Origin of the sequence: uncultured Microscilla sp. (genome assembly GCF_947493425.1) — a bacterium.
In the GTDB taxonomy this organism is placed as follows: Bacteria; Bacteroidota; Bacteroidia; order Cytophagales; family Microscillaceae; genus Microscilla.
The window spans coordinates 32160-47409 of record NZ_CANLRP010000049.1 but is presented as its reverse complement, the minus strand read 5'-3'; the positions used below and the strand labels follow the sequence as shown (position 1 = coordinate 47409).

10 protein-coding genes and 4 tRNA genes are annotated in these 15250 nt (G+C 37.6%); 3 read left to right on the top strand and 11 right to left on the bottom strand.

Annotated features, from left to right (window positions below; all coding sequences use genetic code 11):
• The first annotated feature begins 86 nt into the window (after window positions 1–86).
• On the top strand, window positions 87–1244 hold the full coding sequence (locus Q0954_RS14535) for a tetratricopeptide repeat protein (RefSeq protein WP_299458052.1): 1158 nt from the start codon (window positions 87–89) through the stop codon (window positions 1242–1244).
• Between the two features lie 176 nt (window positions 1245–1420).
• Here Q0954_RS14535 and Q0954_RS14530 read toward each other — a convergent pair whose 3' ends face one another.
• The 5 genes from Q0954_RS14530 to Q0954_RS14510 form a co-directional block, all read right to left on the bottom strand.
• Window positions 1421–1621, bottom strand: coding sequence for a hypothetical protein (locus Q0954_RS14530; protein ID WP_299458049.1), 201 nt, complete (start codon window positions 1619–1621; stop codon window positions 1421–1423).
• Window positions 1622–1809: 188 nt separating this feature from the next.
• A tRNA-Pro gene (locus Q0954_RS14525) sits at window positions 1810–1884 on the bottom strand.
• Between the two features lie 177 nt (window positions 1885–2061).
• Window positions 2062–2135: transfer RNA gene (locus Q0954_RS14520), tRNA-Arg, on the bottom strand.
• A gap of 57 nt (window positions 2136–2192) precedes the next feature.
• A tRNA-Pro gene (locus tag Q0954_RS14515) sits at window positions 2193–2270 on the bottom strand.
• A gap of 19 nt (window positions 2271–2289) precedes the next feature.
• Window positions 2290–2376: transfer RNA gene (locus tag Q0954_RS14510), tRNA-Ser, on the bottom strand.
• Window positions 2377–2768: 392 nt separating this feature from the next.
• Here Q0954_RS14510 and Q0954_RS14505 point away from each other — a divergent pair.
• Entirely contained in the window at window positions 2769–3758 is a 990-nt protein-coding gene (locus Q0954_RS14505; RefSeq protein ID WP_299458047.1) for a VWA domain-containing protein, read from the top strand.
• Window positions 3755–4606, top strand: a complete 852-nt coding sequence (locus Q0954_RS14500; protein WP_299458045.1) for a hypothetical protein — start codon at window positions 3755–3757, stop codon at window positions 4604–4606. Before Q0954_RS14505 ends, Q0954_RS14500 begins: the two co-directional genes overlap by 4 nt.
• A gap of 45 nt (window positions 4607–4651) precedes the next feature.
• Here the strand turns inward: Q0954_RS14500 and Q0954_RS14495 are convergent, their stop codons facing one another.
• The 6 genes from Q0954_RS14495 to Q0954_RS14470 form a co-directional block, all read right to left on the bottom strand.
• A complete protein-coding gene (locus tag Q0954_RS14495) occupies window positions 4652–5047 on the bottom strand; it encodes a DUF1987 domain-containing protein (RefSeq protein WP_299458043.1) in 396 nt (131 codons plus the stop codon).
• A 311-nt stretch (window positions 5048–5358) separates the two neighbouring features.
• Window positions 5359–7383, bottom strand: a complete 2025-nt coding sequence (locus tag Q0954_RS14490; protein ID WP_299458041.1) for a tetratricopeptide repeat protein — start codon at window positions 7381–7383, stop codon at window positions 5359–5361.
• Window positions 7384–7795: 412 nt separating this feature from the next.
• A complete protein-coding gene (locus tag Q0954_RS14485; RefSeq protein WP_299458039.1) occupies window positions 7796–8191 on the bottom strand; it encodes a DUF1987 domain-containing protein in 396 nt (131 codons plus the stop codon).
• A gap of 223 nt (window positions 8192–8414) precedes the next feature.
• Entirely contained in the window at window positions 8415–8966 is a 552-nt protein-coding gene (locus Q0954_RS14480) for a SiaB family protein kinase (protein WP_299458036.1), read from the bottom strand.
• A 94-nt stretch (window positions 8967–9060) separates the two neighbouring features.
• Window positions 9061–13230, bottom strand: coding sequence for a SpoIIE family protein phosphatase (locus tag Q0954_RS14475; RefSeq protein WP_299458034.1), 4170 nt, complete (start codon window positions 13228–13230; stop codon window positions 9061–9063).
• Between the two features lie 385 nt (window positions 13231–13615).
• Window positions 13616–14839, bottom strand: coding sequence for a 4-hydroxy-3-methylbut-2-enyl diphosphate reductase (locus Q0954_RS14470; RefSeq protein WP_299458032.1), 1224 nt, complete (start codon window positions 14837–14839; stop codon window positions 13616–13618).
• Between the last annotated feature and the right edge of the window lie 411 nt (window positions 14840–15250).

Genomic DNA, 15250 nt, shown 5'->3' with positions numbered 1-15250 from the left:
TTATTCATATCTTTTTGATGCAAAGGTAAGCTAGCTAATAGCAGATGTAAACATGTACTTACTGGGAGGGATACAATGATCCCAACATCGCCGTTTGTTATTCGAACATTGGAAGTGCTTTGGCCGAACTACACAAGCCAGAGGAATCTGTTAAGTATCGTTGGCTGGCCTTAGACATATTTATTAAATCCTATGGCGAAAATCACCCGGATGTAGCCAAAACTTTTAATAATTTAGGAAATACGTACAATGATTTGGGGTTACACGACAAAGCTCTGTTTTGCTTCCAAAAAGTCCAGGTAATATGTGTAAAGGCTTTAGGCAAGACTCATACTGACACTGTTGTCAGTTACAAAAACCTTGGTCGTACTTACAATTTAATGATGGACTATGAAAAAGCTCTGGATCAACTTTTTGAAGGGCTTGCACTTTGTAAGGTAATGGGTGCTATTGATAAAAGCTTAATCATCACAAGCTTCCATAACACAATTGGAGCTTCCTATCAAGGACTAGGCAACTTTGATAAAACACTTGAACACAAAAACAAAGCACTGAGTATAATGATTGATTCGTTTGGAGAGAGAGACTCTAGAGTTTTGGATTGTCAGGATAATTTGGCTCAAGTATATGATGCTTTTGGGGCACCAAAACAAGCTATTGAAGTGTATAATACAATATTAGAGACTCACCTGACCTCGAAAGAACAAAATGCCTATAAAATTTCGTTGATTTACAACCGTCTAGGGACAGCTTTACAGAATGCAAAGAGGAATAAAGAAGCATTGGAAAGTTTTCAGCAGTCTCTCCTCCACATGAAAAATGGTTTTGAGAATCAACCAGAAGTTGTAGGATGTTATAATAATATAGCTTCTTGTTACTATAAGCTTGGTGATTACAGCAATGCACTGAAATATTATGAGCAAGCACTCGATATAGGAAAGAAAATACTTGGTTCGGTTCATGGAACTCTGACTTTCATTTATGATGGTATAGGAGAAACCTGTAAGTCATTAGGTAACCTAAGCGAAGCACTCAAATATAATGAACTTGCTGTTTTACATGGTTTTTTCACACACGGCAAAGATAGCTCTGAATTAATAAACTTTTACCACAATTTAACTATCACCCTTAAAAGGCTGGGTAAAAATAAGGAAGAGGTTAAAGCACACATTCACCAGGCATTTACCAATTGGAAAGAGCAAGGAGTACTCCAAAAATTAGTATCTGAGTACCATAAACTTTAAATTCTGAGCTTATCATGGCAAGCTGATTTTCTATATTTTCAGTGCTGTTCTCGAATTTAGGAAAGATTTACAAGTTTTTTCGGACTATTTTGCTATTTCCTCTCATTTTCAGGAAATATTCAAATGTTTTAAAAACAACCAGTAGAAAAACCCACTGGCTAATTTGTGTACCGAACCTAATCTTCAAAAGTAACTTCCATCCTTATCGTAGCATAATCTTCAAGAATAGATTCAATCTTGTTGTGCGAGATAGACTTACGTTTCAAAAAATCGTACCGAGCATCTTTGTACTTGATTTTTCTTGCAGGTGGAAGCTTAGGATACACGTTTTCTAAAAAGTGATGAAAAGCTTCTTCTAAAGTATCAAATTTCTTCATAATAAGTGTTTTAGGTCGTATAGACCATTTTCTTAATTTTATTAGAATTTCTATTTACTTATTATGGCTTAAAAATCAAGGCTTTTTGGTCTAAGAAGAGTCTAAAAGAAGAGGTAATACTATTGTATAAGTAGAGAAGTAAACTGATCTAAAGCAAAAAAACCCGTCGTAAGACAGGTTCTAAAATGTCGGGGTGGCAGGATTCGAACCTGCGACCCCCTGCTCCCAAAGCAGGTACGCTAACCGGACTGCGCCACACCCCGAACAATTTTTTTAGGAAACTCAAATAAAAACTTGAAAGGTTATTTTTTAACCTACATCAAATTAGCTAAATTGAGTCAAACAGTTGTTTACACTATATTTACACCGAAAAATAGTGCAGTAAAAAGTTTAAATAAAAAAGTGTTGATAAGTTGCTTATTACCAACACTTTATACTTGTGATTCCAGATGGACTCGAACCATCAACCTACTGCTTAGAAGGCAGTTGCTCTATCCAGTTGAGCTATGGAACCGGTGAAAGTATGTTTTAAAAAGAAAACCCGTAGCATTACGGGTTTTGGATAATTTGATGGTCGGGGTGGCAGGATTCGAACCTGCGACCCCCTGCTCCCAAAGCAGGTACGCTAACCGGACTGCGCCACACCCCGAACAAAAACAATCAAATAGCGGAGAGAGGGGGATTCGAACCCCCGGTACGATTTCTCGTACGCATGTTTAGCAAACATGTGGTTTCAGCCACTCACCCACCTCTCCGTGAATGTTTGTTGATTGTTTCTATCAAATTGGATTGCAAAGGTAACAGATGTATTTTAATTATCAAATGAAACTCAACTTTTTTTTGAGTAAAAAATTAAGCTCTTCATAATCAGGTATTTAAACAGTAAATGATCTATGAATCAATGTACTCTTTTTTTATACCCGTTGGTTATTTCAATAACTCATACTGCTTCGTTTTGCAATGTGAATGCAAATTTAATATTGAAAGGAAAATATCCAAAACAAATAAAATTTAAATTTACTATTAGTATCTTTGTTTAGTAATCAAACAAGTTAGAGTACTCTTATTTGGGTATGGTTACTAAATAAATGAATGTTTCACCTTCTTGTATGCACAAGAACCTTCCAACTATTTGCGCACAAACTCAATGGGATTACAGTGGTACCAGGACATAGGCATAGTTGAATATATACTCATAGCTACATTTTTAGTAGCTACTACATTTTATATACTAAGAATCCGCCGGATTGCCCGTGCTTTAAACACCCACTATCGATGGGTATTTTTTAAGCTTCCGCTTCGTATTATCTACTTTGCTTTGCTTATTATAGCCCTGTTGGGTCCATCGTTTGGTTTTGGCAAAAAATCTATTGCAGTAGTAGGCAAAGATATTTTTATTGCGGTAGACCTCTCTTTATCAATGAAAGCCACCGATATACAACCCTCAAGGCTAGAGAAAATAAAATACGAGTTAAGTAATATCATCAACACGCTCAAGTCTGATCGCATAGGCCTGGTTATTTTTTCGTCCAGCGCATTTATGCATTGCCCCCTCACCTACGACAAAGGGGCGCTTAACCTTTTTACCCAAATACTGAATACCAACCTGATGCCCATAGGCAACGCTGGCACCGATTTTTATACTCCTTTAGAGCTGGTACTCAAAAAATACCAAGAAGTAAACAAGTTGAAAAGAAAACAACAAAATGAGTACGCTAAAGTGGTGGTATTATTTAGCGATGGCGAGGAGTTTGGCGATCGTTACACCGCAATTGTCAACCAATATAAACAAAACAACATCAGGGTGTTTACCGTAGGTGTAGGTAGCTTACAAGGAGGCAAAATACCTACCTCACTAGGCTTTAAGAAAGATAAAAAAGGCAAAGTTGTGCTTTCAAAACTAAGTACTACCAGTTTGCAAACCATTGCCGAACAAACCAATGGACGCTTTTTTGAGGTATCGGAAACTAAAAACGAAATTCCTGAACTCATCAATACAATTCAGGAAATAAAAGGGCAAAAACTGGATGTACGCAACATAGATGTATCTTCTAATAAATATGCTTATTTTGCCTGGGCAGCGTTGGCACTATTGTTTCTTGATGTATTAATTACAGTAAAAGTTATTAGTTTATGATCAAGTATTTGACCATATTATCATTGTTTTTGGCTATCAACCCTCTTACTTATGTATCTGAAGTAAACGATACGCAGTGGAAGGCTCAGAAAGCTTTCGAAGACAAAAACTACCTAATAGCCATTCATAGGTACGAACACTTAGTGGAGCAGCTTCAAATAAATGACCCCAACGTTTACATTAACCTGGCACATGCTTATTACAAAACAAAAAAATGGCTCGATGCCCGCAAGTATTATGTGCTGGTATCTAAAAATGAAAACCCTACCTTAAGCTCACTTGCCTATCACCAATTAGGTATGATCTCTGAAGAAAACTATAACAAAGACTCTTCAATAGAAGACCTCCGAACTGCCCTCAAACTTTTCAAGAAAGCCATCAAAAAGAACCCAAAAAACCTGGAGGCGCGCTATAATTACGAGTTGTTACGAAAAAAACTAGAGGCACTAAGAAAATTTGCCGAAAAGAATTCCTCTAAGAAAAAACGCAAGTCTCAATCGAGAAAGACCAAAAGTGATGGCAATGGTGAAAAACAGAAAACAGTTTCTGAAGAAGGAGAAGGTGACTCTGAGGAAAAACGTGCCCAAAAAAAAGAATCAAAAAATGGGAAAGACCGCCTCGAAAAACAAGACCCTGAGGGCAAAGAGGATGGTTCGAAAACAGGCAATAAAAAAGAGGATAAAAATAAGCTAAGAGAAGATAAACTCAAAGCAGTAAATATTAACCAGGAGAAGATCAAAACTATATTTGAAGCCCTCAAAAACCAGGAAATTCAATATTTACAACAAAAAAGACGACGCAATAAAAAAGCTAAAAAGGGTTACGAAAAAAGTAAACCTGACTGGTAATCAAAACCTTAGGATAGGTGAGGCAGTGTATTCCTCACCCAATGTTTATTCTATTTCTTCCATTGGCACAAAGTCAAAGACAAGTTCAGTAAACGAACTGAAATAATCGCCCAGGTCTTTCATATCCTCATCTTCTTCTTCGTAGTACCAGGTGATGTTAATTTCGCAATTCTCTTTTTCCTCCAGTGCCTCTACAATTTTAATCAACTTTGCCACCATAGCCGAAGTTCCCGTGTTGATATACACAAGTTTAAACAACACATTTGTTTGAGCTTTTGGTTCATCTTCAATATACGCCTGAAGGTCAGCCAAGATGGGGTTATAGAAAGCTTCTGCGTCTTCTGGGATAGAAATACCTTTAATTTCAATACTACCTTCTTCTGGGTTAAAATGAACCTGAGGGGTAGTATCCGTCTCTTCAACAAATAATTCTTCCATCATAAAAATATATCGCGTGTGGACACTTTGTGCTATTAGTAATTTTTTCCTGAAAAACCTCTACTATATAATCACTGACAAGCTTTTTATAAGGCATCAATGTCTTCTGGAATGAGGCATGCCTTGTATTATACCTGACATTATATGTTTCACAACAACAATTAAACATCAAATATTTGATACATCATTCTTGTTTACTATAAGCAATTGTGATTATTTATAAAGTAATCAGAAGTTTAAGTTGAAATTTAAAAATAGCGAAATAACTTTCAAAATCAATTATGCAAGAGAAAATTATTTAATGGTTTTCCTCATTAGCCAAGGTGTACACCTATCACCAAAATATCGTCTATCTGCTTGTGTTCTCTTTTATGCTTTGGGTCATACATCCAGTCTTTCAAGGTATTATCCAGCATTTTCTTTTGCTCTACCATTGGTTTTTCGTGGATTTCGAAAAGCAGTTTGCGAAGTTTTTTCTTGGCAAAGCGTCGTCCTCTTGGCCCACCAAATTGATCTTGAAACCCATCAGAAAACACATAAAAGGTGGTAGGTTCAGCAAACGATACGGTATGTTTGGTAAATACGCGTTCTTTGTCTTTCTGAAAGCCTCCAATAGGTAGTTCACTCGACAACAAGATGTCCATTTCACCATTTTGCATCAATGTAAGTGGGCTACTTGCTCCGGCAAACTCAAGAGTACGGGTTTCTGGATCAATCACAATGAGTGCTATATCCATTCCATCCCGATTTTCAGTTTCGTCTTGTTTGAGCGTAGTGCGTATGTTTTTATGTAGCTCATTCAGTACCTGGTCGGGCGACGTAATGCCTTGCAGGTTGATAATTTGATTCAAGTAATCGTTGCCCAACATTGACATAATAGCACCAGGCACCCCATGTCCGGTACAATCTACTTCAGCAATGATTATTTTACCGTTTTTGGTAGTAAAGTAATAAAAATCGCCGCTTACAATATCGCGGGGCTTAAAAAATATAAAGTGTTCGGGAAGGTGTCGGGTAATTTCTTCGCTGAACGGCAACATTGACTCTTGGATACGCTTGGCGTAATTGATACTTGCCGTAATATTTTTGTTCTTACGTTCAATCTCATCCAATGCCTGTTCGAGGGTACGTTTTTGGCGGTTAATGGCCTCCTCTTTGGCAATGTTTTGCTGAATTTGCCTTTTGAGCTCGGTACTGTTTTCTTCCAGTTCTTTACTTTTCTTTTCTAACAATTGATTAATACGTTGGGTACGCACATTGTTGCGATAAAAGAAAAACGCCAGGGTAAGTACTGCTACAAAGGCAAAAGCTACTACTCCCAAAAGTTTATTGCGTTGCGCAATACGATCGTCTTTTATTTTCTGGTTTTGGGTAAGCAGCAATATCTCGGTTAAGTTTTGTTTTTTCTGGGCATCAAACAGCGATTGAATCTCTTTTATTTTTTCTTTGCTCTTTCTTTGAGTAATCAGCTCTTTGGTTTGGGCAAAAAGCTGATAATACTCATAGGCTTTTTGATAGTCATTGCGTTTGGCGTATACTTCAGAAATACCCCGATAAGCTTTTTGCATTTCTACGTCATCACCGTCAGTACGTGCCACCAATAATTCTTGTCGGTAATAACGCAACGCTAAAGAATAGTCACTTTTACGTAAGTACAAATCCCCTATTCTGTTGTAATTATAGGCAAGCACTTTTTTATCGTCTAAACCTTCTACCTGAATAGCCTTTAAGTGGTACTCAAGGGCTTTTTCATAGTCAGTCACTGAGTTGTAATAACTGCCCAGGTTGGTCAAGGTAGTAATCACACCTTTATTGTACCCAATGTCTTGGCTTAATTTCAGTGATTTTTCGTAAAACTCTCTTCCAGATTTTTGGTCTCCTTTGCGTACATAAGTATTTGCAAGTTTGTTGTATGCCTTACTTACTTGTATTTTATTGCCAAGTTTTTCTTTAAACTTGAGCGATTTATGGTAGTATTCTAAAGCCTGTAGATAGGCTCCCTGGTCATAGTACACATTGCCTACATTGTCGGAGCTTTTGGCTATGCCAAGAAAGTAATTGAGTTTTTCGGAAATGTTAAGGGCTTCTTCGGCGTATTTTTTAGCCTGGAGGGGTTCACTTGAGATAAGTTCTTTATAGAGTTGGTTAAGTATCTTAACCCTGCTGGTATCTGACTTGGTGCTTTTGTAGAGAAGCTTAAGTCGTTCAATTTTGTTGTCTTGCAATAGTTGCTTTTTATTGGTAGGTTGCCCTAAAACAGGACATGCAAGTAATAGCATTACTACAAAGAGTAAAGTATAACCTGATACTTTTAAGCCAATATTAGCACTATTAATCATATAGTTTTTTATTCACCTTCATACAGAGTACATTTTCCAAAATAACAAAGCCGTTGAATATGGAAATACTGCTGGGTAATTTTATTCCACAAAATACACATTTTCCATTATAAAAGCGCTTTTTTATGCTTTTAATATCTCTGTTAGATCAAGGTATACGCAACTTTTGTAATAGGTACATGTTTTGAAACAAGTTTTTCAAAACATGTACTTAGTGATCTTTCATAAATAATTTGAGCCATCAAAGTGTATCTATTGCCCTCAGGCTTCTCAAAAAAAAGCTTCATAGCTTTGGCTATGCACCGTTTTTTTTGAATCACCTGAGAACAACATATTTTCTTGAATTGGCACAGCTTATTTTTCCAGATCACTTATGTGAGTATACAAAGTTTTAAATAACAATATAGAGTTCTTAATCTTCTGGCTCAAAAGAGAACATGTTGATTTCAAGTCCGGTACTTTTCATATAATCTTCAGCTTCTTCAGCAATACTGTCATCATCGTCAGGATAGTACCAGTTAATTGTTACAGAACCTCCATCATCTTCGAACTTCTTCAATGCACGTAGTACATCTAATATTCCACGAGAAGAACTCGTATTGAAGTAAGTAAGTCTAAAATTAAAGGTAATCGCATTTTTTACCTCTTGAACATATTGCTCAATCCATTTGATGATTGTATTATAAAATTCGTCGGTGTCTTCAAGGTAAGATTCGCCAGAAATTTCACATTCACCCGTAGAAGCATTCAAATGTACAGTAGGGATGTAGAAAACACCGCTTTCACCTTTAATCTCTAAATCTTCCATTTTTTAATAATTATATATTATTATTTATTTTCGCCAAAATACAAGTTAATACAATTTTATTACAGCATAAGTTATACTAAAAGCGTACCATATTATACTAAGATTAAAGTGATTTTAATATTTACAGGATTGATTAATGTTGGTATCCAGACAATTGGTTAAAATCTGTCCCCAAAACCATTTTTGTTTAAGTATATTATGAAAATCTTGTAAAAAAAACACTTTATTTTTGTACAGTTAAAAATAACACAAAAAATGAATATTCATTGCTCATTTCAATAATTTTCATTTCAAAGCTATCTGCAGTCAATGCAGCCTGTACTAAACCAATGCCTGCCTCACTGCTTTCATCATTATGATATGGCTGATCTCTAAGTTCACGCTTATAAGCTCTTAGCTCACTTCTTCCGAGTTCTTTTATTTTATGGCAACGTTCTTTCAGGTCAGAGGTGATTGTATTTTTAACCATATTCCCTACAATTACCTTGTAGCGCTCATCTTCATTTACAATAAAAATAGTCCCTACCCTGTTTTTGTCACCAAAAAGATTTATTTCGCTGGAATAATATAGAACATTTTGGGCTAATTCCATAAAAATAGAAAATACTTTCTTTGAAGCCTTTCTGTGGTGCTGTATTTCTGCTCTTATATCCCTGCTCAACTCAGCAATAAGCATTGCTGTAATCGGTCCTTTATAAGAAAGAATGATATTCTCCTGATTGATCTGATCGTGATACTCAAAAAAGTTAAACTCCTTGGTAACCTCTTTACTCATAGTCATTTAAATATATTGCGAAGTAAACAAAAAAGAAAAAGATTCCCAAACAAATAAGCGAACTGTCATGAATGCCTTAAGAATCACTGGTTTATTATACTTTTATACCAACAATGGTAATATCATCTCGTTGTTCTGTATCTTGTTGATGTTCAGCCAACGCCTTTACTACAATTTTTCGTTGTTCATTCATAGGCAAGTGTCCATGCTCTGCCAACATCTTACGAAACCTCTTTTCACCAAACTTTTTTCTCCTTGGACTTGCACTATCAACAAAACCATCAGAAGTCAGGTACAAGGTATCATTTTTTTCCAACTCAAAAGTTTTATTTTCATAGTCTCGTTGCATGCCTTCCAGCCAGCCTCCTATCGACTCCATATCTCCGGTAATTCTTGTCAGTTCCCCTTCTCTTACCAAAAACACGGGACGTTTTGCCCCGGCAAAGGTCATTTCTATCTTATCATCATCGCGGTATTCGAGCCTGCACAAACAAACATCCATTCCGTCACGATTGCTCGTTTCTGACTGCATCAGTCTGGTTCTTATACCTTCGTGCATCAGCTGTAGTATACGGGCGGGGCTATACTTTTTTTGGTTATTCACAATCTCATTGAGCAAAGAATTCCCTATCATACTCATAAATGCCCCCGGTACCCCATGCCCGGTACAGTCAACCACCGCAAGAAATGTAAACACCTGAAAGCCTGGCAACATTGCTTCGTCAGGACTTTTTGCTTCATTATTGCGTATCTTTACTCGTTTTCTTACTTGGGTAGTCCAGTAAAAATCGCCTGATACAATATCTTTGGGTATAAACACGACAAAAGAATCTTCAAATAATTCTTTCATGGTGTTTTTAGTGGGCAATATAGCCTGCTGAATATTTTGTGCATATTGAATACTTGACATGATCAAGCGATTCTTGCTTTCTATTTTTGACGATTCTTTTTGCAGCGCTTCCTGGGTAGACACCAACTCTTCCATGTTTTGGCGAAGTTCTTCCTCTTGTACCCTGAGAATTTCGGCCTGACGCTGAAAGTCTTTCAGCAATTGGCGAGCTTCGGTAATGTCAAAGGCAAGCATAATTATTTTAAATACCTGTCCTCGTTTATTTACCGCAGGGAAATAGGTAGCATTGAGCCATATTTCGTCTTCTTGCTGGCTAAACCTTTTGTATTCGCCAGGTTGCAAAGACCCATTGCGTAAGTTGTCCCAAAAGAAATCGTATTCAAAAGAAGAGGCATAATGGGGGTCTACCAGCATTTGGTGATATAGTTCCCCAATTTGTTCATCGTCGTAGTAAAACAGTTCCAAAAAAGCTTTATTGGCACTGATCACTTTACCGTGCAAATCATATTCGGCTTTGACAATGGGGCTATTGTCAATGGCTTTAATCTGACTGTTCAGCTCAAGTTGGGTTTTTTCTATTTCTTCCTGAGTGGTCAGTAGTTCTTCCATGTTCTGGCGCATTTCTTCTTCTTGCGCCTCCATCATGTCGTTTTTGTCTCTGGCTTCTGCCAATGCACGTTCTACCTCTTGCTTGCTTTTCAGCATTTCTTCTTCCTTCAGATGCAAGGTAGCATTGGCTGCTTTTAACTCTTCCTGCGCGTTTATGAGTTTATCCATTTGTACCTGCATCACTTCTTCGTGTGCCTGTAGCTGATCGTTTTGCTCAATTTTTTCTGACAGAATTCTTTCCAGTTTCTTCTTTTGGGTCTCAATCATTTTGCTTTTTTGTTCTACTTCTTTTTGTGCAGCATTTAATTGATCGAGGTGTTTTCTTAGTATTTTTTCCTGCGACTTAAGGCGGTAGTTTTTCTCTGTCTCAGCTTTTAGCGAAGCTTCTATAATTTCTTTTTGCTCCTGAATTTTGGCAGTGTTTTCGTCTATTTTACGCTGTAGTATGGCACGTCGTTTTCGGTGATTTCTGGTACTTATTTTCATCACCAAAAATATACTCAACCCTATGCCTAACACATACAAAGTGTACGCCCAAAATGTACGATACCAAGGGGCAAGTATTACAAAAGTATATTGGGTGACCAAACTTTCGGAACCTTCGGCAGTGCGCGCCTTTACTTTAAATGTATAAGTGCCTTCTGGCAAATTTGTGTATTCTTTTTCAGTGTTTTTGTTCCACTGCGACCATTTCGTGTCAAAGTTTTCAAGTATGTGTTGGTATACGATGTCTTGTGAGTTTTGATAATAGGGCAAAGCAAATACAAATCTCAAAGAGTTATTTTTGTAGGGTAGTGCTAACTTGTTTTGTTGGTTTTGAACCTCTACAATGCGATGGTCATTGTTGGCAAACGCTCCGCCAAAAAACACTGTGTCTTTTCCCATGGCATCTTCTTCTATTTTATGAATCAAGACGCGTAAACTGTCAGAAGCAACATTTGCTTTTTGCTTTGGATCATAAATCACAATACCTTCCTGGGCTACAAACGCCACGCTCTGATCGGGTAGAGGCAATATTTGAGAAGGTTTGTGTACCTGGGGCAGGTATTTTACTATAGGTTGGTTGTTTTTTGAGAACTTCAGCACCCCGGTTTTTACCTCAGTAGCAAACCACAGGTTTCCTTTTTGGTCTTGAGCCAGAGCTTCTATCACCTTGTTATGCAAAGGTGTTTTTTGCCAACGAGGATGGGGAGTAAACCTTTTTTGTTTTTCATCAAAAACATATACTCCTTTTTGAGTAGCAAAAACCACCTCATTGCCCAATTTATGTACAGTGTTTTTAATATTTGAGGGTAAACCCTGTTTGGTGGTATAAAGCACCTTTTGCTCCCAATTCGACAGCTCAGTATTGAGTGTTAGTTTGTATATACCCTTAGTAAAATGAGGAAGCCATATATTGCCACTTTGATCGACCATTAACTGGGTAACCTTATGACCAAATCCAGGCAGCTTGTTGACCACTTCCCACTGACCTTTGTCTTTACTCCACCTTAGCAATAAAATTTTATTTTTAGCCAATGCCAATAAGTGCAAGCTATCGCCAGGCAAGCGTGTAAGCGACCTGACCGCTACTTGCGGCACGGCAATCTTCAGTATTGAGTCCTGAGCGTTGAGCAGGTTTTGGGAGTGACCTACCAATAACTGATCTTTCCACAAAAACATCTCTTTTACATTGCCATTGGCAAGTGTTACACGCTCGAAAGCTTGGTTGTGTGCCCATCTTTTTCTGAACATACTCAAAGAAGTGGCCGCATACAATTTGTTATTGTGAAACAACAACTGGTTAATTTGTCCTTGCAAGCCTTGGCGTTCGTCTATCAAGGCATAAGGAGCATTGAGCGCCATTTGAGTAATGCCCCGATTCATACCCAACCAAAGGTTCTCCCACCGGTCGCTGTAAAGCGCTAAAATACCATTGGAAAGCAACCCAGTATTTTTTTCAAAATGTCTGATTAAATGCCCAGTATTGCTTACAATCACCAACCCTATTTGTTTACTCCCAATGGCATAAGAGCCATTTGATAATTGAACGGCACAGTTAACCTGTTGATTTTGCAATAATGGAGCGTTTAATTTTTGCCAGGGAAGGAGCTTGCCCTCTCTTAACACATAAAACTTAGCCGATTGACTGACTAAAAGTTGTTGGGTAAATTTATAAGGAAGGACCGCTGCCAGTGGTTCATTAAGAGTGACAATATGCTTTAATTGGTTGGTAGCCACGTCTAGTGCTAACAACTCGTTTTTTTGACTTTGTACAAACCTTTGATTATTGGCTTCAAAAGCTTTTACAAATGCCTTTGTCCCTGTTTTTATATGGATGATTTTTTGATTTTGCCATTGAAATATGGCTTCTGACGTGATAAAGTAAATGCCTGCCTGGGTATCAAATATCTGGAGTACATCTCCAAAAGTCTGATGTGATAAAGGGAGCCTGTCAACCAATGATACATATTGTAAAGTACCTGTTTTATCGGGCTTTAAATAGCCTAACTCATCTACTCCTCCTACATATATTCGTCCCTTGTTATCAGCCTTCAGCGATTTTACCGGGCTTTGATTGGTCAAACTAATGAGTTGCCAATGTACCCCTTCAAATACCAGTACACCTAATTGATTGCCAAAATACATTACCCCTCTTTTGTCTTGAGTAATTGCATAGTTTTGATAATCTGCCTTATACGTTTGTGCAGAGTAATTCTGCAAAAAAGGCAGCCCAAACTGTGTAGATATGGTATTTTGAGCCTCAACCGAAAAGAAGAAAAACCCTACAAAAATAACGCAAATCAGGTTTTTAATTATGCCCATTGAGATTGTATTCGGTTATTTATAATTGATTGTAATATTGGTGACTGAGTGTGCCAGTGAAAAAATAATACCAAATTTTAGTCAAACTTTCATTGTTCGATCCAAAATAGGAAAAAGCTGTATAAAAAAACAACCTTCCCCTTTTTTATTTCAAGTGATCATTCACGCAAACAAAAAGATACACAGCCCTTGACAAACTGTGTACAATTCTTAACAAGCGTTATTAAGTGAAGCCACAACTGTGTAATAATTGTCTGTGTTGACTTTAATTTTTACCGCCGTGCTTCCTAAAAAATAGCTACATAGTCCTGCTATTCATTGGTTTTGTAAGTTGCCTGACAATAACAATTTCTGTAAAAACCGAACAATTATTTTGCACGCGTCACTAAGCCAATGCTTCTTTCATTACTTCTTCTATAGGTTTGGTATGCTCAAACAAAGATACCAAATGCTGAATCACCTTGTCTACCAGCGAGTCGGGGCAAGACGCTCCCGCAGTGACCAACAGCTTTACTTTTTCCTTGTCAGGAATAAAAGGCGAAGTGGTTTGCTCTTGTTTGGTGTGAAAGTTAAAATGTTGGATGGCATGTTTTGACTCAATTTTACGCTCAGAATTGATAAAATAAGTCGGCAGTTTTTCTTCGCATAACTCAGCCAAATGGGTGGTATTAGAGCTGTTGTATCCTCCTATAACAATTGCCAGGTCAGCGTCTTGCTCCAACAAACCATAAGTAGCCCGTTGATTGTCGTTGGTAGCATAACACAATGTATCTCTGGTATCAGCAAAATGTTGCCTGACCTGGTCTTTGCCGTATTTGTCTACCATTGTTTGGCGAAAATAATCGGCAATATCCTGGGTTTCAGACGCCAACATAGTGGTTTGGTTAACTACGCCTACCTTCTGCAAATCACGGGAGGGGTCAAAGTTTTCAGAAAAACGAGCCGCAAACAAGGTATAAAACTCTTCGTGGCTAACTTCTCCCTTGATTACTCCAGCAAGCTTTTGGGCTTCCTCCATATTTTGAATAATGATTGCCGGGGCTTCGCTTTTGCTGTGCGAAAAAGTAGCACGGGTTTCTTCATGATTGGCTTTTCCATGAATAATCACCGTATAATCTTTTTGCCCCAGTTTTGCCGAAGTTTTCCATACCTTCTCTACAAAAGGACAGGTAGTGTCATATTTTTCGGTTTCGATGCCCATTTTTTTCAGGCGTTCCTCTATTTCTATGGTAGTGCCAAATGCCGGAATCAAAACAATGTCTTTGGCAGTGATTTCTTCCCAGGGAATGAGCTGTTCGCCTGAGGTATTCATAATAAAGCGAATGCCTCTCGACTGTAGGTCATCGTTTACCAATGGGTTATGAATCATTTCGCTCAATAAAAATACCCGTTTATCAGGGTTTTCTTCCACGGTTCGATAAGCAATTTCTACGGCGTTCTCCACGCCATAACAAAAACCAAAATGGCGGGGGACAAAAATTTGCACGCTCCCAAAGTCAAGCCCAAAAGGGGAAAAATCTTGTTTACGTGGGTCAGTTTCTTTGCGTATTTTCTTTACCTGGCCAATGATAGGGCTACGATAAAATTCGGGTATATCAAATTGTTTCATCAAAGTGTCTTTTTTAAAAATAAGCAACAAGCTTTTAGTCGTAAGTGGCAAGCAAGGCATAAGCTTGAGTGCACAGTACTTACGTGCGTAATTTAAGTTGCGAGTTACCCCGTACAATAGGTAACCCCACAAGCGGGATTTCGCAAGTCTTTAGATGCCAATGTATGACGCTCAACAAGCTACAAATAGCTGTTTTTAAAGAGCTGAAAAACACCTAAACATCTAATAAACAGCACATTAGTTTGTTATAAAACGCAACTTATGTTATTTAGTAAAAGGTAAGCAACAAAACGTCAGGCCTTGTACTTTCTTGAAAATAACCAATAAATGACCAATAGGTTTGATTATTTGGCAACGAAGATAGAAAAGTTTGTTTGAACAAATAGAGAATCAGTCACTATACTCCTTCTG

Excerpts from the sequence above, each read along its gene's own strand:
- Q0954_RS14470 (WP_299458032.1), bottom strand. The coding sequence starts at position 14,839 with ATGAAACAATTTGATATACCCGAATTTTATCGTAGCCCTATCATTGGC.
- Q0954_RS14495 (WP_299458043.1), bottom strand. The coding sequence starts at position 5,047 with ATGATGGAAGAATTATTTGTTGAAGAGACGGATACTACCCCTCAGGTT.
- Q0954_RS14475 (WP_299458034.1), bottom strand. The coding sequence starts at position 13,230 with ATGGGCATAATTAAAAACCTGATTTGCGTTATTTTTGTAGGGTTTTTC.
- Q0954_RS14480 (WP_299458036.1), bottom strand. The coding sequence starts at position 8,966 with ATGAGTAAAGAGGTTACCAAGGAGTTTAACTTTTTTGAGTATCACGAT.
- Q0954_RS14505 (WP_299458047.1), top strand. The coding sequence starts at position 2,769 with ATGGGATTACAGTGGTACCAGGACATAGGCATAGTTGAATATATACTC.
- Q0954_RS14490 (WP_299458041.1), bottom strand. The coding sequence starts at position 7,383 with ATGATTAATAGTGCTAATATTGGCTTAAAAGTATCAGGTTATACTTTA.
- Q0954_RS14500 (WP_299458045.1), top strand. The coding sequence starts at position 3,755 with ATGATCAAGTATTTGACCATATTATCATTGTTTTTGGCTATCAACCCT.
- Q0954_RS14530 (WP_299458049.1), bottom strand. The coding sequence starts at position 1,621 with ATGAAGAAATTTGATACTTTAGAAGAAGCTTTTCATCACTTTTTAGAA.
- Q0954_RS14485 (WP_299458039.1), bottom strand. The coding sequence starts at position 8,191 with ATGGAAGATTTAGAGATTAAAGGTGAAAGCGGTGTTTTCTACATCCCT.